This window comes from Aeromonas sp. BIGb0445 (assembly GCF_024809075.1).
In the GTDB taxonomy this organism is placed as follows: Bacteria; Pseudomonadota; Gammaproteobacteria; order Enterobacterales; family Aeromonadaceae; genus Aeromonas; species Aeromonas rivuli.
This window is the reverse complement of record NZ_JANUES010000004.1, coordinates 338,343-358,227: the sequence shown is the minus strand read 5'-3', so window position 1 is coordinate 358,227 and position 19,885 is coordinate 338,343. Positions and strand designations below refer to the sequence as shown.

Genomic DNA, 19,885 nt, shown 5'->3' with positions numbered 1-19,885 from the left:
GAGGTTGTTGCTGCTCGCCCAGAGATGGGGCGGAGTTGATGCTATTGAGCCACTTAACTGCGATACCGGTATCTTGCCACTGAGGGAGATACCGAAAGAGGGTTGGATTGAATAGGAGCACACACCCACTTCGCTTGGTGCGAAGAATACGCCAGAATTCCTGTGATTGTGATCCCCCTACCTACTCATGTAATGGCAAATCCAGTAGGTTTATCGCATCAACGCCTCGCAGTGGGGGAATTACAGCTAGCTATATTGTTATGGCAGACTATTCACCATTCATAATAATGGCAACAAGAGGGAGCGGCCAATGAGCTTTGGAAGAATAGCGGCAGGAGTCGGGGGGGTTGCGGCAATCTTAATGACGTATTTTGCAGGCAAAGAATCTGGCAAAAAAGAAGGTCGCGCCGATGGCTATAAAATGGCGAAGGCGGAATACGCTGCCGAGCTCTCGGCTCTACATCAAAAGATCAATGCCATGAGTGAAGAAGCGTTGAAGCGCGATGACTTCATCATTTGCGCCTATGCAGTCGGTATTAGCTGTGCCCGCGCTAATGGATCATTGCCAGTCTACAAGGTCGAAGCCTTGGAAGACTTGGTGTTCGGCATTGGCAAGGTGCAAACGCGATCCAAACACGTCCAAGATAAGGTCAGGGAAATGACACTCACCCCGCCAAACTTGAGAACGGTCTGGTCGCTCATCAGAGAAAAGGGCTTTGATAAGCTGCATCACAAGCGAATGTTCACCGAAATCGTTGACATCATGGCGAGTATTGAAGAAAACCCGACTAAAGCTGATGTTGAGTTCGTTGAGATCTGGAACAAGCTGGCAGCAGCGTAATGGGAGTCGGCGCGATATGACAACTAAAAATCAACATTTAGACCGTCTGGAAAAGATGCGTCAAGCCAGAGATGCGCAGGCCCCAAGAGCGCTTGCTTCACCTTCAACGATGGTGGAGTTTTTGGACACTCCGGTTGATCAGGCTTTCATTGAAGGTACTGATTCGGCAAAAGCCTTCAGTAACCAGCTTGAAGACACGGATGCCATAGCTACTCAAAGGGAGGCTCAGGCTCTTCTGGATAGCCTGAACACAGGCAGTGCCATCGAAAAAATATTGGAGCCTGTCTTCCTCAGCTTGTTCGACGGTGTTATGCGGGCTTTCAAGATGGGCACCAAGCAGGGGCTAACCGCCTCCCGCCTGTATCAGGAGTGCAGGGTGTTTACCTATGCGAATGCTGCAAACAGTAGCCCAATGGTAGATAGCTATACCGAAAACCTGAATGAGCGGGACAACATTGCGGAGTTCGGCAGTCATTCGAGCTTCAATGGCGGATCCATGACGCGCAAAGATGAAGAACTCTTGATGCGTGATGGTAAAAAGATGAAAGCCAAGAAGGAGGCTCATTTTAATGGCGATTATCGTGCCAAAGATGAGTACGACGGAAAGGACATTTTCCTGACAAAAGCTCAGGCCAATAGTGAGGGAAGAAGTGATCGTTATGCTGAAACGGATCACATCGTTTCTTGTGCTGAGATTTGCAACTCGCTAAAGAGCAATAAGGCGCTACATCTGGACGACATCAAAACCATCATCAACATTGATGAAAACTATGCCGTCACCAGCAAGCAAAACAACGCCGGCTCTAATATCGGTAAGTTCGACAAAACGCGGGATGAGTTGCAGGCTGAATTAGACCAAGGGTATGTCCAGTTCAAAAACAAAAAGCACAAACTTAGCGATGAAGAGAGGAAAACCCGGCAAAACCAGATCGAGGCGATGGATAAGGCACAACAAGCCATTGATACCAAAGCCAATGTGACCGTAGCCAAAAACGTTCTCTTCGACAACGAAGTGCAGATCACGCTAGGGAAGGATGCGGCCAATGCATCCAGTCACTATGCGCTAGGCAACGTGATCATATTCGCGATAAAGCCTATCTACTATGAGCTGAGCGACTGTATCAAGAATGGTATCGAGGAGGGGGTTGGGGCCGACAGCTTTTCGGAAGCCCTTAAGATCCGCTTGGGGAGAATGAAAGACCACCTGTGGTCTCATGCACTTCCGTTGCTCAAAGATGCCGCGCTGGGCTTTTTTAAGAACTTCCTTTCGATGCTAATGGAAGGCATTCTTAATTGTTTTGTGGGTGTCTTCAAGCAAGTCATGCGACTGGTGAAGGAAGGGTTCAAGATATTGATGAGCGCTATTCCTATCCTGCGGGATGAGAAAACTACGTCGTCACAGAAAGGCGATGCCCTGCTGAAGCTGTTCGCGGGCTCACTATCCATCTTTGCCTCTCTTGCCATTGAATCATGGCTAAGCAGTTCTGGCATGCCAGAGTGGCTTGCGATCATTGCTTCATCCATCTTGACTGCGGTCGTCACTTCTTTGGTCATGCACCTGCTGGATAAGATGGATTTGTTTGGTGTGAATCGCGAAATCCAATCGCGCCGGATTGATGAGTTGCTGCAAAGCGAAATCGATTCGACCACTGAAGGCATCTTCTCGACAATGGCGAAGCTGGCTTAATAAAAAGGGTGAATCGCTACCAGTGTTCTAAACACATCCCAGTCCATTCTCAGTAACGGGTAGCGATTCACTTTCAGTTTGCTAGCAATAATGTCAGCTACACCTTGGCCTGACGCCACTTCGTTAGCCATCGATACTGTTCGGGATGAATGCGCAATAGTTCCGCGATAACCGCTTCACGCTTATCGGCTGTCATCCGGGTAAGAAGCGACCTGACATCCGACATAATACTGTCACGACCAGCGCCTCTGGCTTCCGCCTTGCAATACCACTCATGTCCCTCACTAATGTTGCCAAGCTCGATACAGACTGCACCAAGTAGTGTGCAGGGGCGAAAGTTGTTGGGTTGAAGGCGGTGAGCTTCAGCGCCCATGCTCAATGCGGCAGTATGTTCGCCATGGTCACGCATCGCACCACCATGAGTGGTGAGAATGGCTGATTTCAGCTTTGGCTGACCCTGCCTCTTGGCTGGTATGGCACTCAGCAGCGCAATCGCCTCATTCGATGCTGCGCATTTACGCAAGTGTCCGCTGGCATTGACTGCACTCCATGGGTTCTTGCTGTTGCGGTACTCTGCTAGCCAGTGATCCGCTTCGAGTCGGTTGTAGCTATGCAGAATCTCCTTTGTCTCGTACTCACGGCCATTGCTCTTGAGCCAGATGGTTTCAGTCTCCAGCAGCCTTGTGCCTGCATCCAGCTTGAGAAGGATTGCCATGAGCTGTTTGAGGTGGTGTGATTCGACATATCCAGTGACACCATACTTCTCCCTGAGTGCTTGGTTCTTCATCCGCGCGATGTACTTGGGGTCGCTTTCACGCTGAATCCGCTCAGCCTCAAGTCGCACACGGCGGGCTTTCTGCTCGGCTTTATAACGTTCTTCATCTGCGGCCTTCTGAGCGGCGATCTCGCGTTGTTTCTGTTGCGCAAGCTCGTTTCGTTGCTCCTGTTCCGCTTTCCCTTTTTGGTCGAACTGCTCTTGGGATAGTTCGCCGGTCAAGAAGCACAGCAAGGCATTCAACCCCCTGTTCAAGAGAAATTGTCTGTTAGCTGCTGATATCGTCGCGCCTTGTCCGGCAGCGACAAGGAGGCTGTGCAATCTGGCACCGCCCGTGATCGCACTGGTGATATCATCCACCCAGAATTGTCTGGCCAGTTCATGCGGGGGGAGGGACACAGAATGCTGGCCATCGGCCAGACCATTTTTGATCCGGAATTTCTGCAGGTAATCCCAAGTGGGATTTTGACTGGTCTTCTCTATATTAGCTTTGTCGTCTGGCTGAGCAGCCAAGGGCTTCGTGATTGAAGGTTGGTAGCGATGCACAATCTTTCGGCCCTTATAGTAAAGAGATTTAGAACGGCGCTGCTCCTGTTCTACCGCAGATTGGCGTCTGAACTCAGGGAGAGTCATATCGCCGTTGATAAAGCCCCTCAAGGCGTTGAGATCGTAGCTGGCTAGAATGTCGTAGCGGGGCGAAGTCAGAGGCTCATTCCTGAATATGGCTACGAGCAAACTATGGAGGTTATCGCCCATCGATAGGGCAGCAGGAATGTCATCGACACCGTAATAAGTTGCGAGATCCATGAGCGAGATAGACATCGAGCACACTCCTTGTGCAAAAAAAGAATTAGTACAATAGCGCCGCTGGCTTTTTACCTGCAATGGGTGGCTTCAAATTCATCGCAGCGAATCCCCCGGTGTTCCCCTATACCCCAAAGGCCTCAAACTGAGGGGCATTCAAGGGTGGCGGGATAAGTTTGCTGACTGATGGAGTATTAGTTGGTAATCAAGCCCTGTTAGCCAGCCTTGGCGACGTCCCGTACTTTTTGCTCTACTTGGTGCGCGATGGCCTGGATCTGGGCCAGTTCTAGTGAGCCAGCTCTAAATTGGGGGAGTTGTTTGGGGAGTGCAGCGGCACTGACGATGTAGGGGAAGGTGATCTTCTGGCGTAAATCCACAAACCAGCCAGGCAGAACCAGAACTCCACCAACCGGGACCTCGGTCCCTGTTGCACTGTTGAGCCAGTTACGCACGGTGGTGACGTTACGGCGGACCTGTTCGAGTGGTGCTTTTTCAACATGGTTTGGGAAGTGCAGCGCATCGTTTTCGACCCGCACCTTGAACTGTTTTTCTCCATTGTTGATGGGTTTGGAGCGGCCTTTAGTCTCGATGACAAAGACCCCGTTAGGGCAGATGATCAAATGGTCGATATTGAATCCATCAAACGGGATATCGTGGTAAACCCGATAGGGGTGCTGTTGGGGCCTAACGATTTGGTCCAACTCCTGCCCAACTGCCAGTTCACAGGAATAACCCAGCTTGAGGTGCTGAACCTTGTTGGCCATTTTGTAAGTTTTGGTTGTGCCATAGACAAAGAGACCCAGCATAACAACCCCGGAAATCAGCATCACAGTCGTGCTCATAGCCCTCTTATCGATGTAGCTCTGTAACAAGAGGTAGAACCCGATCATCATCATGGTCAATGGCGTGAATAGCATTTGGGAAAAGAGGTCTATCTGCAGGTCCTGGATTTGCTGTTGCAGGGTGTGACCCGCTGGCCTGAGCAGGTCGGCGGTCAACGGGCTGACCCTATGTGAGCGAAGCCTTTTTCTTATTAACAAGATGATCCCGACAGATAAGAATATTGGGCACAAGAACAAGCCAGTAGTTGCCAGAACAGATACCGCGAGCGACGAGAATTCCATTTCATGCGTCTTTTTGGGGATGTGGTGAGGTCAGGTTAGCTGACCTATAGGAGTCTATCCATTGGGATGTGGGGCAAGTATCACAGTATCTGATTATCCCCAATGGAGATCTTACACCTTGTGGTGTTAGTGAGATAAAACAGAGAGTTACTGCGCCCCCCTTTGTGCGCAAATGGGGGTCGTTGCGCTTGGGTTTACTTGGCTGGTTGTATGTTTACTGATGCGACCCGGAAGCTGGGCGGCTGTAGCAACTCACTCGGTGGCCTTAGCAAGCAGTCCTATGACAACACTTCCCAATGCCCACCCTTGCGCGGACCAACAAAGCGTAATCGTCCCGCCTTAACCAACGCCGCCGCCGCCCGCTCCACCGTGCTGGTCGATCTGCCTATCCGCTCGGCTACTTGTGTCAGGGTCAGGGCAGGCTCGCTCGCCAAGAGCGCCAACAATGCATCCGGTGTTTTTGCCCGCATTTCTACCTTCATTTCTACCGGCGTTTCTACCCTCACTTTTTCTGGCGGGGTGGGCTGAGATGTCGGCTGTGCGGCAATCGCTTCGGCCAACGCATCTCGCAGCGCCTCTAGCAGAAACAGAATAAAATCGGTGCAGTCACTCAGCCTGTCGGCCTGACTTAATTGGTGGTAGTAGTGCTCTTGGCGCTCTTTGATGATCGCTTCCACCGGCAGGAAGGCCATCACTGGTTGCCAACGGCTCAAGATCACCGTTTGCCACAAGCGTCCCATACGGCCATTTCCATCGGAAAAGGGGTGTATAAACTCCAACTCGTAGTGCAAGGCACAAGAGGCAATCAAGGGATGGGCCTCTGTTTCTGCCAACCATTGCATCAGTTGTTCCATCAGGCGTGGAACCTGAGTCGCGGGGGGAGCCATATGCACTAATTGCTCACCCCGATAGATGCCGACCCCACTGCTACGCCATTGCCCTGCGTCATCGCATAACCCGTGCATCAAACGTCCATGGGCCCTGAGCAAATCCGCAGAAGAGGTAGGGGCCCAAGCCGACATTGCTTCATAAGCGGCAAAGGCATTGCGCACCTCCTGGATCTCACGGGGCAATCCCAACACAGGTTTGCCGTCGATCACCGCCGTGACCTGCTCCAGGCTCAGGGTGTTGTGCTCGATGGCCAGGGAGGCCTGGATGGTGCGGATCCGGTTTTCCCGGCGCAGCATGGGCACTTGCGAGCTCTGCGTCGAGCGCCATTGCCCCACCAATTCGGCGATCTCCGCCACCCGGCTCAACATGGCGTGGGTCAGGGTGAAGGGAGGGGAATAGGCTGCCATGGGGGACTCCGACTGAAACGATTGCAAATGCGAAGGCTCAGAGATTATCAGATCGGGGGCAAGACCAACACGGCGGCGTATCTTTGTGAATTCTGTGATAAGCGGTATGCGATGACCTATGACATGGTGCCATTCGTTGTGAATTAGCGGTGTTACTCGCTCCATCTGCTTGCTATTTCATGCAATGAGATGCAAACGAAGCCCTTTGATTTAAAATCCCTCGCTTTCTGAGCGTGCCGGTTCGATTCCGGCCTCGGGCACCATTAAAAATCAAAGACTTACGAAGGCCACTAGCGATAGTGGCCTTTTTGTTTTTTGGCCGAATGGCGACAGAGTGGCGACACTAAAATGCCAGTGATTGTTGTTATTTACGCCAAGGTGTACCATGTACACCATTAGGTCGAATGGTTAGAGTGAGTGATGGGTGAGTAACGCCATTGAGTTTGTTGAAACATCGGTCTTTACCAGGCAGATAAAAGCTCTTGCAACAGATGATGAGCTCAGAGCGTTACAAACGGAACTCATTGCCCAACCGGAAAAGGGTGATTTGATCCAGGGCACCGGAGGCTTGCGAAAAGTTCGCATGGCAACTGGCCAGCAAGGAAAGAGTGGCAGCGCGAGAGTCATCTACTTTTTGGCGACAGCGGAGATGATTTACTTAGTGCTCGCGTATGCCAAGAATGAGAAAGATAGCCTGACATCGGCAGAGAAAGCCGACTTGAAGCGCTTGACCACGTTACTGAAAGGCGAGGTTTAACATGAATATGTTTGACGAATTGAAGGCTTCCCTTGATGAGGCTGTTGAGATTAAGCAGGGCCGTCTTGAGCCTGCCGTGAGAACTCGCTATGAGGTTGCTGACGTCAAGGCTATTCGCCTTGCGCTTAATGTCTCTCAGCAAGAGTTTGCTCAGGCTCTTGGGACGAGTGTTGATACTGTTAAAAGTTGGGAGACCCGACGTCGGAACCCGACTGGACTGGCCGCGAAGGTATTGACGCTTATGCAAGAAAAGCCGGATCTCTATCGAGAATTAGCCTCTCACTGATGTGGTGTTGAACGAGGTAGAGTGAAGAGGTCCCAGGCAGTGGGGCCTCTAATGACTTTCAAAATTTCAGTTATCCGTTCACCCCTCATGACGCCTAACATCCAGAGGCGCTACCCGTTTGATGCAGTGAATGGTACTGCGGGCACGACCGGCACTGTCTGGTTGATATGAGAAACGGATCCGGAGCCGCTCCATCGCTGCACCATGACTGGCGTTGGGTCGTGGCAATGACCGGGGGGATAAAAGGGCATTGCAAGAACGAGGGGCGATTCAGGCGAGCGTAACCGCCCGCCTGGGGTTGGGATCAACCTTGGACGTTGACCACTATCCGGCCGCGTACCTTGCCAGCCAGGAAGGCATCGCCTTGTGCAACGGCCTGGGAGAGAGGGATTTCCCGGGTGATGAGGTTGAGGCGCTCGATGTCGAGATCGTCGGCCAGCCTTGCCCAGGCCTGATGGCGCAGGGAGAGCGGGGCCATGACGCTGTCTATGCCGCAGAGGGTCACGCCACGCAGGATGAAGGGCATCACGGTGGAGGGGAAATCCATGCCGCCAGCCAGTCCGCATGCCGTCACGACGCCGCCGTAACGGGTCGTCGCGCAGGCATTGGCCAGGGTGTGACTGCCCACGGTATCCACGACACCGGCCCAGCACTCCTTGCCAAGGGGACGGCCCGGCTCGGACAGTTCGCTGCGATCGATCACTTCTGCCGCGCCCAGTGACGTGAGGTAATCCGCTTCGGCGAGACGCCCGGTGGAGGCGACGACCCGATAGCCCAGCTTGGCCAACAGGGCAATGGCCACACTGCCGACGCCGCCATTGGCGCCAGTGACCAGAATGCTGCCATCACCGGGAGCCACGCCGTGTTTTTCCAGTGCCAGCACGCAGAGCATGGCGGTGTACCCGGCCGTGCCAATGGCCATGGCTTCTCGGGCACTGAAGCGAGGGGGCAGGGCTACCAGCCAATCCCCCTTGACCCTGGCTTGTTCGGCCAGCCCACCGCAATGGGTTTCACCCACGCCCCAGCCATTGAGCACCACCTTGTCGCCAGCCTGCCAATCGGGGTGGCTGCTGTCCAGCACTGTGCCTGCGAAGTCGATCCCCGGGATCATCGGGAATTTACGCACCACAGGTGATGCCCCGGTCAGTGCCAGGCAATCTTTGTAATTGAGTGATGACCACTCGACGGCCACGGTGACATCCCCCTCGGGTAACGTCTCCTGGGCGATGGCCTGGTAGGTGGCGCGATAGCCCGCCTCATCTTTCTCAATCAGGATACCCTTGAACATGCTGTGCACTCCCTTAATTGGACTGATTGCTTATTAATGATCGGTAAAAATCACTTCGCTATTTTCATGAAAAATTGGAGGAAAGAGGTCATTGGCTCGGTGGAGCCCGCCAACCTTGCCCGCAGCACGGCCCCTTCCCAGCCGATCCAGAACTGGTGGGCGAGGGCCGCGCAGTCGCTCTCCGGGGCCAGCTCTCCCGCGGTCACGGCGTCCTTGAGGGATTGCTCAAGCAGCGCCTCCCAGCCGCAGAGGATCTGCTCGAGCCGCAGACGCAGCGCAGGTTCGAGCTGAACGACCTCCTGACCCAGGTTGCCGATGAGGCAACCGCGTTTGAAATCAAACCGCTCCAGCCCCCGGCAGGCGCTATCGACAAAGGCATGGAGTCTGGCCAGGGGCGCTTGGTTGCTATCCCCTAGGTAGCGGGTCAGCTTGCCGCAGAAGTAGTGGTGATAGGCATCCATCACCGCCAGGGTGAACTCACTCTTGTTGGCAAAGTAGTGATAGAAGGAGCCCTTGGGGATCTGGGTAGACTTGAGCACCTCGTCAATGGAGGTGGCACTGATGCCCCGCTCGGTCAGCAGCGCCATACCACGGCGGATCAGCAGGTCACGGGTGTCTGCATAGGATTGCCCATGGAGGGCTGGGCGGCCACGGGGGCGGCGGGGAAGCGAGTCGTTTATGTGCATAGGGATTATTAGACGCCTCATCTAGAAATAGATCAATCCACAATGATGAACCCATGTTGAGCCTGGTTTCTCCCTCCACCCTGGGCAGTCATCTGAGAGGAGCAGGCGGCAGCCATCCCCCTTGGTTGGCCTCTCTGTTGAAGAGAGCCAGCATCACCACGCCAGGTTGAACCCAATAGCAAGGGCGCCCCAAGGCGCCCTTTTGATACTAGATGGCTGTGACCGGCCGCTTAGTTGCTCATCTTCTTGTAGATAAACAGCACCAGCAGGGCGCCGATCACGGCGATGATCAGGCTGGGCAGATTGAAGCCCGTCACTGTGCCCATGCCGAGCAGGGTGCTGACATAGCCCCCGACCATGGCACCGACCACCCCCAGCACCACCGTCATGATAAAACCGCCGCCATCTTTGCCCGGCATGATCCACTTAGCCAGTATGCCCACGAGCAGACCCAGCACAATCCAGGAGAAGAATCCCATGACACTATCCTCATCAATGTTTGGAAGTCAGACTATAGGCCCAAATGTCACCCAGGCACAGGGCCCTCAGGGGGGCATGAGCCAGCAATCGTCGGACTCATGGGCCGTTAACAGCCTAGTTCATCAGCACTTTACTCGATAGGACGCAGTGGCCGTGCCTCAAGCTGCTGGCCACTGGGCTTGCACACCAGTATGGATCCCTGCTCGAACCAATCCCCCAGCACGATGCGGCGGGCGCTGCGCTTGCCGAGGCGAAAGTCGTGAATGGCGGGTCTGTGGGTGTGGCCGTGGATCAGCAACTGGCAGTCATGGGCTTTCATCAGATCTGCCACGGCCTGCTCGGTGACGTCCATGATGATGTGGGGCTTGTGGCTGTTTTGCTGCTGGCTCTGGCCACGCAGCTTGCCCGCTATCTTGCGACGGCGCGCCAGGGGCAGGCGCAGGAATAGCCAGCGCAGCCAGCTTAACTGAGTGATGCGGCGAAACTTCTGGTAGTCGACATCGTCGGTACAGAGTCGATCCCCGTGGCTGAGCAGGGTGCGGGTGCCATAGAGATCGATGATGCAGGGATCGGGCAGCAGCATCATGCCAGCCTGTTTGGCAAAGCCCTTGCCGAGCAAAAAGTCGCGATTGCCGTGGATGAAATAGAGTGGCACACCGCGCTTGCTCAGGGCCAGGAAGGCATCGGCCACTTGTTGGTGGAGCGGGCAGGGATCATCGTCGCCAATCCAGAACTCGAACAGATCGCCGAGTACATAGAGGGCATCGGCCCCCGGCGCCTCCTGTTGCAGAAACTGGATCAAGGCCGCCGTCATGTCGGGGCGGGCGCTGCAAAGGTGAAGATCACTGATAAAGAGGGTGCTCATGGGGCCCTATTGGTGAAGGTCATGGCGAAACGCCAGGGTTAAGAGTTGAAAAACGGGAATGCGGGATCCGTTAACGCTGGGGCCAGTGTAACAAGCCAAGGTCGCTCCCTTCCAGCGTTAGCAGTGCCAGATAGGGATCGCCCGGCAGCGCCAGTAGCTGGCAGATGGCGGCTTCCCCCTTGAGACCCTGCGTCAATCGCAGGTGCAGCACTGCGCGGTAGAAGTCGATGCCAAAGTGCTCAAGCAGCGCCGCCATCAGGCCAAGATGACGCCAGCCGTGCAACGATTCGATGGGCCCGGGCGTGACATAGAGCTCGAGAGGCCAGCGTTGACCATCTTGCCCGGTCAGGTGTCGCTCCAGCAGCCAGATGCCGTTGCCCTTGTCCCGGCCATGCCAGCCCTGTGCGGCGAGGCCCATGGCAAGGCTCGCCGGATCGGGATGCTGACAAATGATGTCGAGATCGCTGCCGGGCCTGTCCAGACCGATGGTCAGGGTGCTGACCAGGGCCAGATCCTGACAAGTTGCCTGCAAGGCTGCCCAGAGGCCACGTTCGGTCAGCAGGGCATGGGCCGCGCGTTGGCGATCATTGCCCTGGGCCAGATAATCGATGCGGCGCCAGTCAGCGCCAGATTGGCCTCGCGCAGATGGAAAAACTGCGGCCGGGGCCGCAGTGTTATCAGTGCGCAGAAGGCAGCAATCAGTCAGCAAGGGTGACCTTGGTGATGACCACATCTTCTACCGGTACGTCCTGGTGCATACGGCCGGAGTTGCCGGTCTTGACGCCCTTGATCTTGTTGACCACGTCCATGCCGGCGGTCACTTCACCAAATACGCAGTAGCCGAAGCCCTGGGTGGTGGCGGATTTGAAGTCGAGGAAGTCGTTGTTGCTGACGTTGATGAAGAACTGGGCGCTGGCGGAGTGCGGCTCGGAGGTACGGGCCATGGCGATGGTGCCAACTTTGTTGGACAGGCCGTTGGCCGCTTCGTTCTTGATGGAGGCGCGGGTCTCTTTCTCGTCAAAACCGGCGGCGTAGCCACCGCCCTGGATCATGAAGCCGTCGATGACGCGGTGGAAGATGGTGTTGTCGTAGTGACCATCGCGGCAGTATTGCAGGAAGTTGGCCACAGTTTCCGGGGCTTTTTCCGCGTTCAGGGTCAGGGTGATGTCGCCGTGGTTGGTGTGCAGAGTAACCATGATATGTCCTTTATTCTGTCGGGTGAAAAGTGGGCATGTGACCGGGCCCGGAGGCAGTCACAGGCAAGCTTTCATCTAGGGGTAAAAATAGTGGCCGCAATTCTAGCCTATCCCGGTCCCCGGGCAAAGTCGCACGACCCTCTCAGGAGATCAACCCATGACGGGCGTCAGCAGATCGGCCAGGGTTCATGCTGGGGAGCGGCCTGGCCCCGTCCCCATCTTGGCTGCGTCGATACCGGCATGGCCGCCAATTGGCGAAAAAGCAGCCAGCCTGGACCAAAAAGGCGGCGACTGGTGGCCCCGGCTCGTTTTCTAAAGGGGATGCGGTTAGAATGGCAGGCCATTTCACTCACAGGCAGTGGTCCTCATCGATGCTGAAGATATACAACACACTCACTCGTCAAAAAGAAGAATTCAAACCCATCCACACCGGCAAGGTGGGCATGTATGTGTGTGGTGTCACCATCTATGATCACTGTCACATCGGCCATGGCCGCACCTTCGTCGCCTTCGACGTGGTGGCCCGTTACCTGCGTTACTGCGGCTATGAACTCAACTACGTGCGCAACGTCACCGACGTGGACGACAAGATCATCAAGCGCGCCGCCGAGACCCGGGTCACCTGTGACGATCTCACCGAGCGCCTGATTGGCGACATGCACGCCGATTTCGACGCCCTCGGCATGGTGCGCCCGGACGTAGAGCCGCGCGCCACCCAGCACATCCCCGAAATCATCGACATGGTCGAAGCACTGATCGCCCGGGATCATGCCTACGTGGCGGACAACGGCGACGTCATGTTCATCGTCGAGTCCTATGCCGACTACGGCAAGCTCTCGGGCCAGGATCTGGAGCAGCTGCAGGCCGGTGCCCGGGTCGATGTGGTCGAAGCCAAGCGCAACCCGCTGGACTTCGTGCTGTGGAAGATGTCCAAGCCCGGCGAGCCGACCTGGGAGAGCCCCTGGGGCCCGGGTCGTCCCGGCTGGCACATCGAGTGCTCCGCCATGAACTCCAAGCACCTTGGCAACCATTTCGACATCCATGGCGGCGGCTCTGACTTGCAGTTCCCCCACCACGAGAACGAGATCGCCCAGTCCTGCTGCGCCCACGAAGGGGAGTACGTCAACACCTGGATGCACAGCGGCATGGTGATGGTGGACAAAGAGAAGATGTCCAAGTCCCTTGGCAACTTCTTCACCATCCGCGACGTCCTGACCCATTTTGATGCCGAAACCGTGCGCTACTTCCTGATGTCCGGCCACTACCGCAGCCAGCTCAACTACTCGGAAGACAACTTGAAGCAGGCCCGCACCGCTCTGGAGCGGATGTACACCGCCCTGCGCGATCTGCCTGCGGCCGTTGCCGCCGGTGGTGACGAGCAGGTGGCCCGCTTCAAAGATGCCATGGACGATGACTTCAACACCCCGGAAGCTTACTCCGCCCTGTTCGACCTGGTGCGCGAGATCAACCGCCAGAAGGCCGAAGACATCAATGTCGCCGCAGGCCTCGGTGCCCGCCTGCGGGAACTCGGCGCCGTGCTCGGCATTTTGCAACAAGACCCGGACGCCTTCTTGAAGGGTGGCGAAGCGGACGACGAAGTGGCCGAGATCGAGCAACTGATCGCCCAGCGCAACCAGGCCCGTGCCGACAAGAACTGGGCCGCCGCCGACGCCGCCCGTAACCGTCTCACCGAGATGGGCATAGTGCTGGAAGACAGCGCCGGCAAGACCAGCTGGCGCCGTGCCTGAGGCCGGTGGCCTTGTTGGTGCCTGATGCCAACAGGTTGACCCAATAAAAAACCGTAGCCCTAGGGCTGCGGTTTTTGTTTGTGGTCTCTCCCGTGAAGCCTCGGCATCCTTCGGTCTGATCCCCTCGCCCCTTGGGGGAGAGGGCCAGGGTGAGGGGGGCTAATGTCATTCCTAGGAGGAATGTCGGCAAGCTGTCTGTTTCTTAACCCCGAAGTTCGTACCTACACAGGTTGGAATCTCTTGCTTATGGCTGATCCAGAAGTGCGATCAGGTCTTTGGTGCGCTGCTCGGTGAGATTGGTGAGGCAACTGCTATGTACGAGGGGGGCGATAGATCCACCGTCATAAACACCGGCCTCATAACGGCATTGTGCATCACGAAATGTGAGCCAGGCGCGCTGTGCACTTTTGAGCTTATTTCCTAGGTGGCCACCAATTGCATATAGACGGCGTTCAGTGCCGCATAGGCCAGGGTGTAATCCTATATGGCACAGATTATTCATCGCTGCCTGGGCCAAGCCCGCCGCCTGCAGCATCAGGGGGCAAACGGATTCTTCCAATGGCGAAGCACGAGATTCTAGTTACAACGAATAGGGGCATAAATCGAGATCTATGGCAGTTCGTTCTAAATTAGTTTAAACCTGACACCGGTTTGAGCCCGGTGTCAGGTGATATCTCGATCTTTACACACAGAGAGATAATCACTAGCGCTGAATGGCATCAAAAATAAAATCCAAAGAACAGTTGTCATTGCTAAGATAAATCAATCCGGTTTTTGTTATTTCAAAACTCATACTGTCATTATCAATAAACATGCTCCCCTTTATCTTATCAATCACATAACGTGCATTTTTTGTATAATCGGATAAGTCATGGATAGCATTTTCTTTTGACGTTATTTCAATGGTTGCCATAGAACTATCATTCAATTTAACCCCGCTAACTCTTAGCTTTTTTACTCTGAGTAATGAAATTTTTTTGTTGGATGGCAAGTCTTCCAGTAGCTTTTTTATTGATATTTCAATAGGGCTGAAAGTGACTAGGTAATCTAAATCCCTACTTATTTTATCTACGAAACTCCTAATTGATCTAGGAGGGTTGGTTATAGATAAAATAAGGATGCTGTTTGATAATGGCTCTACTGTAAAATCAAATGTACTATATGTTATTAATGTTTGTTCATATACTTCTCCCAAAGGGTCAGTAAACTCTTGATAGGTGCTTTCTTTTTCCACGTATGTCGAATTTATTTTGCCATTATCTAGTTCTAAATTTAAAAAACCATAGGTAGATTCATTTGAAAAGTTGTTTCTTTGAAAATATAAATATAAGTCTTCAACTGTTATGACTGTCTTCATTCTAAAAAGTTTAATGCGCTTATCCATGTTCTTCATTCCCTTGAGCCAACTCATTAATAATTGTAATAACTGAATATGCTGCATTTTCAATTATATTGCAGAGTCTATTTTCATCAGCTCTGGGTAGTGATACGAAATTTTTATTGTATTCACCATTCCCTTTGTATTTTTTGACACCTTTCACAGCATATGAAAAGCCCCTAAAATCGGATTGATTACTAAACTGCGCTTCGAATTCATAAATATCTGGATCTGGTGAATTCTCCTTGGAATGCCATCTAACTCTCCAGATATAGAAGCCTCTATCATAAAGGGAACTCAACTCTTCAGATTTTAGTATGCCTTCTCCTTTTAGTGATGCTCTACTAACATGAATCCCAGTCTCAACGTCTCCTTCTTCCTCTTCTACCTTTTCTGGCTTGGGATGGTAAACATATGCATCTGTTACATCGTCTAATATGAATCCATTTAAGTTGTCGATTAATTTGGTAAAGAATAATGTTCTTAAATTTGGCGCGTCAACATCTTCAAGACTGATCTCTTTTATATTTAAAGTCTCACCATTATTCTCATTAATAGAGTCGTCGTTAACATGGGTTATTAAACGTTCAATTTGATGTAGTAATTCTTGCTCATAGCTTTCAACTTGTTCATTATCAGGTCTTCTTATTAAAAGGGCGGTATTCTTTTTCTCAATTTCTATTTTTGCTGTTTTCTTTATTACTTGCTTAAACTCGCTCTTACCATAATCCATGGAGAGATATGTGATATCAATATATACATTTTTGTCACTGGCATATACTTGACATAAATCCCCATCATTTTCTATATGCGACTTTAGCCGCTCTGCTGCTTCCAACAAGTCATGTTTAGCTATATCATTATCTATTTTTTTTGAGGTGACTCGCTCGCGTCGCGCTGTGCTACCTAAAAATGATGCTATTTTTTGGTGGTCATAATAATCATGATTAAACTTTGAGTAATTTCGTGCAAGATGCTCTCTCTTTGTTAGCTTTGATATAATTATCCCTCTATCAAGGAATAATTCTCCTAGCTCACTCGTCGTTATTCTTGACTGATTTAAAGCATCATTGAGTGCTTTGTCTGTAACGCAGTAGAGTTTATTTTTCACAATTAATAGTCCCAGGATATCTCTTCTGATGAATAAAATTCCTTAACCGTTGGAACGAGATGTAATTCAATTTTATTTAGTTTTTCTCTTGCATGTACATCAAAATCCCATTCGTGAGAGAATTTTTCTAATGCTCTCCTAAAATTTGAGCGGATAGAGTCATTACGGTTTTTAGAAGCAACCCTGATCCTAATTTTGTTATCTAAATTTAGAATTTGATAGCTTGATAGCATATCAAGTAAATATAAAAATTCTAAGTCGGAATCACCTGGTCGATTATAATAAACCACATACCCTCCAGGATACCTATCGATATAAGCGTCTTTTTCTCTACAGTGTTCAGATACGGGGTCATGTTTTATAATTAAAAATGGTGCGGTTAATTGTTCAATTGTCGCAGGAAGATGTTTATCATCAATAAGAACTTTATGATATGTAAGTTGGGGGTAGTAAAACCCATATTCCTTCCCTCTTGGGAAAGTACCTTCAGTGATCATTTCATTCATGTCGGAGATCATAGAAAGTAAATAGCATATAATATTTGGCTCTATAATATGAATTTGCTGGTTGGGTTGTACCTTTACTCTTTCCATATTAACAGATGGAGGCTTTTTTTTAGCTCCTGGTAGTTTTTCTGGATTGAAGTACTCATAAAAATTGTGTTCATAGTTGTTGTCATGATTGTAAATGAAGAGAAGGCCTCTTATCTCGGATTGCCCTACATCTATGGCATATTTTTCGTTCCATATAGGGCTGTGTCTTGCGCAATCAATAGTATTCGCTAAGGAGTTGAGAGCTGCTTCGATATGTTTGGGTTGTATAGAGCCTTTTTTATAACTTTTTAAATCGGTATTTAAATAAATGATTTTATTCAAATAAGGATCTTTATAGCAAAAAACGGTGTCTACAGGATGAGTGTGAGATTGTTTTTTATTTTCTGGTTTATGTATCGATTCCTTTTCGCACGGGTAATCTTGATCACAGGGACCAACTTTTTTCCAATGAAATTTATCAAAAATCTTTTCTGAGATGATTTTTGCTAATTCCTCTATGGGGCCATTTTCTGCCATTTTTTCTCCTTATTATAAATTTACATAGACCCTGCCGTTGTTTGGCGATGTTGGAAGTCTATTTCTAAAGCTGGTGGGTGTAAGTTGAAGTGGAAAGCGTGAAATGCCTTGTTTAAAGCAGCCAAGTGGCTTGGCTGATACTTCTTCCGTCTGTCACTCGTTGTGTCAGCACAGTAGGTTCGATTAGCGAAGCGTAATCGGACGTTCGAGAAATTAGGTATCATCATGGCTAAATATTCCCTATCGGACATTCAATATAAAACCTTTCCCCGATAGGGATGTATGCCGCTTGCTGTTGTACTCACAATGATTTTTTCCCCTATGCAACCATATCGATAATACCTGTTGCATGGGGGCGACAATTTGGTCTTGCCATACGGTGGGTGAGGGGCCGGATCAGAGATAACAACCCTCCCGATCAGACAGAGTGCTGTTAACCGGCCACGGTGCTACGGGTTGGGTGTTGCCCCCCTGTTGTTCGCCGAGGTGAGCCCGTTTGTCCAGGCCGCGAGGCAGGACGCCGAGCGAGCGCCGCTGGGCCAGGGATGGCCCATCGGCGCGTGCCGTCGGACAAACGGGTGAACCGAGGGCTCCCGACGCAGGAGGGCGAACAAGCGGGGGTGGCCTTTCTTTTGGTGACTTTTCTTTGGCCACGCAAAGAAAAGTCACTCGCCCAAGCCCGAAGGGCGGGCGAAACCCTGTCGAGGGCTGCGCCCTCGTGTCCTGCATGGCGAAGCCATGCCAATGCCAAATAGGTTGGCGACCCCTCACCCTAACCCTCTCCCGCAAGGGGAGAGGGAATTGTTACCGTGGTGCATGCAATGCGCTGTGCTTATTGCACCCTACGCCTCTCCCGCAAGGGGAGAGGGGATGGTTACCGCGGACGATTACGCTGTGCTAATCGACCCTACGTGCATATTGCGCCCAACGCCTCTCTCGTTGGGGGGAGGGGACTGTTACCGCGGACGATTACGCTTCGCTAATCGACCCTACTCGACCCTACTTGTCCCGGGTCCCGGGGCCGTCGGAAACCCCGTCGAGGGTGGAACCCTCGCACCTTGCCGAGGCGCGGGATGCCGGGCTGGCATCCGCCAACGACGCTACCGCTCCTGGCTCTCGCTACCACAATGCGCCGCTGACCCTGGCATAGGAAAAGGGCCCAACGGGCACCCACCTCCATCCTACGGAGCCCGCTCCACGGATATTGCTGACTCAAGTGTCAGAATCGACAGGTTTTTGCGCTGGTTCAACGTTACGGCTGCAAGCCTGGGGTGGCGCGGGGCGTCAAGCCTTGGCGGGGGGCGCACCAAAGTGTGAACGGGCCGATATTTCCCCAGGTCGGTCCCATCTCCCCCTTGTCGGGCGTGTCCCGAGTTGGCTAAGGTGGTCGCCCATCACATGCAGGCAGTGGAGATAGGCATGGACAACATATTGCAGACCCTGTCGGAGCGGGTCACCCAGGCGCAGGATCTGGAGAGCCTGACCCGGCCCCTGCTGGAAATGCTCGAGGCGGTGACCGGGCTGGAGTCGACCTATCTCACCGAGATCGATCTGGTGCAGGGCAAGCAGAGCATTCGCTATGCCAACAATGCCAACGACGTGGCCGGGCTGCAGATCCCGGAGGGGATCACGGTGGACTGGAGCGATGCCCTGTGCCGGCGCGCCATCGATGAGGGGCGCATGTTCACCGACAACGTGGCCGAGTGCTGGGGCGATTCGGATGCGGCCAGGATCATGGGCATTCGCACCTATCTGAGCAGCCCGGTGCGCACCCCCTCGGGGTCACTCTATGGCACCCTGTGCGCCGCCAGCGCCGAGCGCAAGCCCTTCGTGGCGGGCTCAGAGCAGCTTATCGGCTTCTTCGCACGCCTCATCGCCGAGCATGTGGAGCGGGAGCAGTTGCTGCAGCAGTTGCAGCAGGCCAACCAGGAGCTGGCGCGCCAGGCCCTCAGCGACCCCCTGACCGGCCTGCCGAACCGGCGGGCGCTGATGCAGGAGCTGGCTCGCCTGTTTTCCCTGTCGGATCGGGCCGGGCACCCTGTGCTCATCGCCTTTATCGATCTCGATGGCTTCAAGCAGATCAATGATACCCACGGTCACGAGGTGGGGGACAAGCTGCTGATCACCATGGCGCAGCAACTGTCGGCAGCCCTGCGCGGCGGCGATCTGCTGGCACGGGTCGGGGGTGACGAGTTCGTCGTGGTGGGCATGGGGCCTCATCAGGGGCATGAGACGGTCGAGAGGGCGGTGCAAGGCTTCCAGCGCCGGTTGTTCGAGCAGAGCGTCTTCCCACTGCCTATCCCCTCCCGGGTGCTGGACTATCCCGGTGCCAGCGTGGGGGTGGTGGCCATAGATCCGGCCCACACCAGCATAGACGACGCCTTGCGTCAGGCCGATGCGCGCATGTATGCGGTCAAGCGCCAGCGCCGCGCGCTGGGATGACGGGCGGATTGCATCTGAGGTGCCCCAGCCCATGGCAAGGGGCCACGGC

The 19,885-nt window shown here is 53.1% G+C and carries 19 protein-coding genes; 6 read left to right on the top strand and 13 right to left on the bottom strand.

From position 1 onward, the window contains the following. The first annotated feature begins 310 nt into the window (after positions 1 to 310). Positions 311 to 841 (top strand): hypothetical protein, encoded by a 531-nt coding sequence (locus M2367_RS11615; RefSeq protein WP_259236762.1) that lies wholly within the window; start codon positions 311 to 313, stop codon positions 839 to 841. Between the two features lie 16 nt (positions 842 to 857). After that, a complete protein-coding gene (locus M2367_RS11610) occupies positions 858 to 2,528 on the top strand; it encodes a hypothetical protein (protein ID WP_259236761.1) in 1,671 nt (556 codons plus the stop codon). A 97-nt stretch (positions 2,529 to 2,625) separates the two neighbouring features. Here M2367_RS11610 and M2367_RS11605 read toward each other — a convergent pair whose 3' ends face one another. From M2367_RS11605 to M2367_RS11595, 3 genes are all read right to left on the bottom strand, one after another. After that, a complete protein-coding gene (locus M2367_RS11605) occupies positions 2,626 to 4,125 on the bottom strand; it encodes a hypothetical protein (RefSeq protein WP_259236760.1) in 1,500 nt (499 codons plus the stop codon). A gap of 197 nt (positions 4,126 to 4,322) precedes the next feature. Further along, a complete protein-coding gene (locus tag M2367_RS11600; protein WP_252410774.1) occupies positions 4,323 to 5,105 on the bottom strand; it encodes a nuclease-related domain-containing protein in 783 nt (260 codons plus the stop codon). A gap of 404 nt (positions 5,106 to 5,509) precedes the next feature. Beyond that, entirely contained in the window at positions 5,510 to 6,529 is a 1,020-nt protein-coding gene (locus M2367_RS11595; RefSeq protein WP_259236759.1) for a Fic family protein, read from the bottom strand. A 424-nt stretch (positions 6,530 to 6,953) separates the two neighbouring features. Between M2367_RS11595 and M2367_RS11590 the strand changes: the two genes are divergently transcribed. Together M2367_RS11590 and nadS are read left to right on the top strand one after the other, a co-directional pair. After that, on the top strand, positions 6,954 to 7,286 hold the full coding sequence (locus M2367_RS11590; protein ID WP_224432628.1) for a type II toxin-antitoxin system RelE/ParE family toxin: 333 nt from the start codon (positions 6,954 to 6,956) through the stop codon (positions 7,284 to 7,286). Position 7,287: 1 nt separating this feature from the next. Continuing rightward, positions 7,288 to 7,572 carry a NadS family protein gene (gene nadS, locus M2367_RS11585; RefSeq protein WP_259236758.1) on the top strand — a complete coding sequence of 95 codons (285 nt, stop codon included), beginning with the start codon at positions 7,288 to 7,290 and terminating at the stop codon, positions 7,570 to 7,572. Between the two features lie 304 nt (positions 7,573 to 7,876). On the opposite strand, the gene M2367_RS11580 is transcribed toward nadS, so the two are convergent. The 6 genes from M2367_RS11580 to M2367_RS11555 all read right to left on the bottom strand — a co-directional run bounded on the left by M2367_RS11580 (position 7,877) and on the right by M2367_RS11555 (position 12,087). Then, a complete protein-coding gene (locus M2367_RS11580; RefSeq protein ID WP_259236757.1) occupies positions 7,877 to 8,860 on the bottom strand; it encodes an MDR family oxidoreductase in 984 nt (327 codons plus the stop codon). A 50-nt stretch (positions 8,861 to 8,910) separates the two neighbouring features. Beyond that, positions 8,911 to 9,546, bottom strand: a complete 636-nt coding sequence (locus M2367_RS11575) for a TetR/AcrR family transcriptional regulator (RefSeq protein ID WP_259236756.1) — start codon at positions 9,544 to 9,546, stop codon at positions 8,911 to 8,913. A 230-nt stretch (positions 9,547 to 9,776) separates the two neighbouring features. Beyond that, positions 9,777 to 10,025 (bottom strand): GlsB/YeaQ/YmgE family stress response membrane protein, encoded by a 249-nt coding sequence (locus M2367_RS11570; RefSeq protein ID WP_042042083.1) that lies wholly within the window; start codon positions 10,023 to 10,025, stop codon positions 9,777 to 9,779. A gap of 131 nt (positions 10,026 to 10,156) precedes the next feature. After that, entirely contained in the window at positions 10,157 to 10,891 is a 735-nt protein-coding gene (gene lpxH, locus M2367_RS11565) for a UDP-2,3-diacylglucosamine diphosphatase (protein WP_259236755.1), read from the bottom strand. A gap of 70 nt (positions 10,892 to 10,961) precedes the next feature. Beyond that, complete coding sequence (locus M2367_RS11560; protein ID WP_259236754.1) at positions 10,962 to 11,600, bottom strand: DUF4269 domain-containing protein; 639 nt, start codon at positions 11,598 to 11,600, stop codon at positions 10,962 to 10,964. Beyond that, complete coding sequence (locus M2367_RS11555; protein WP_042042086.1) at positions 11,590 to 12,087, bottom strand: peptidylprolyl isomerase; 498 nt, start codon at positions 12,085 to 12,087, stop codon at positions 11,590 to 11,592. Before M2367_RS11555 ends, M2367_RS11560 begins: the two co-directional genes overlap by 11 nt. A 371-nt stretch (positions 12,088 to 12,458) precedes the next feature. Here M2367_RS11555 and cysS point away from each other — a divergent pair, with 371 nt between their 5' ends. Further along, complete coding sequence (cysS, locus tag M2367_RS11550; RefSeq protein ID WP_259236753.1) at positions 12,459 to 13,835, top strand: cysteine--tRNA ligase; 1,377 nt, start codon at positions 12,459 to 12,461, stop codon at positions 13,833 to 13,835. A 244-nt stretch (positions 13,836 to 14,079) separates the two neighbouring features. Here cysS and M2367_RS11545 read toward each other — a convergent pair whose 3' ends face one another. The 4 genes from M2367_RS11545 to M2367_RS11530 all read right to left on the bottom strand — a co-directional run bounded on the left by M2367_RS11545 (position 14,080) and on the right by M2367_RS11530 (position 17,394). Then, entirely contained in the window at positions 14,080 to 14,337 is a 258-nt protein-coding gene (locus tag M2367_RS11545) for a lysozyme inhibitor LprI family protein (protein WP_259236807.1), read from the bottom strand. Between the two features lie 201 nt (positions 14,338 to 14,538). After that, the gene (locus M2367_RS11540) at positions 14,539 to 15,219 is read right to left on the bottom strand and encodes a hypothetical protein (protein WP_259236752.1); all 681 of its coding nucleotides are present in this window, start codon (positions 15,217 to 15,219) and stop codon (positions 14,539 to 14,541) included. Then, positions 15,212 to 16,324 (bottom strand): hypothetical protein, encoded by a 1,113-nt coding sequence (locus tag M2367_RS11535; protein ID WP_259236751.1) that lies wholly within the window; start codon positions 16,322 to 16,324, stop codon positions 15,212 to 15,214. The genes M2367_RS11540 and M2367_RS11535 overlap by 8 nt, the downstream gene beginning before the upstream one ends. A gap of 2 nt (positions 16,325 to 16,326) precedes the next feature. Further along, entirely contained in the window at positions 16,327 to 17,394 is a 1,068-nt protein-coding gene (locus M2367_RS11530) for a hypothetical protein (RefSeq protein WP_259236750.1), read from the bottom strand. A 1,419-nt stretch (positions 17,395 to 18,813) separates the two neighbouring features. Here M2367_RS11530 and M2367_RS11525 point away from each other — a divergent pair. Continuing rightward, positions 18,814 to 19,836 carry a diguanylate cyclase gene (locus M2367_RS11525; RefSeq protein WP_259236749.1) on the top strand — a complete coding sequence of 341 codons (1,023 nt, stop codon included), beginning with the start codon at positions 18,814 to 18,816 and terminating at the stop codon, positions 19,834 to 19,836. Positions 19,837 to 19,885: the final 49 nt, after the last annotated feature.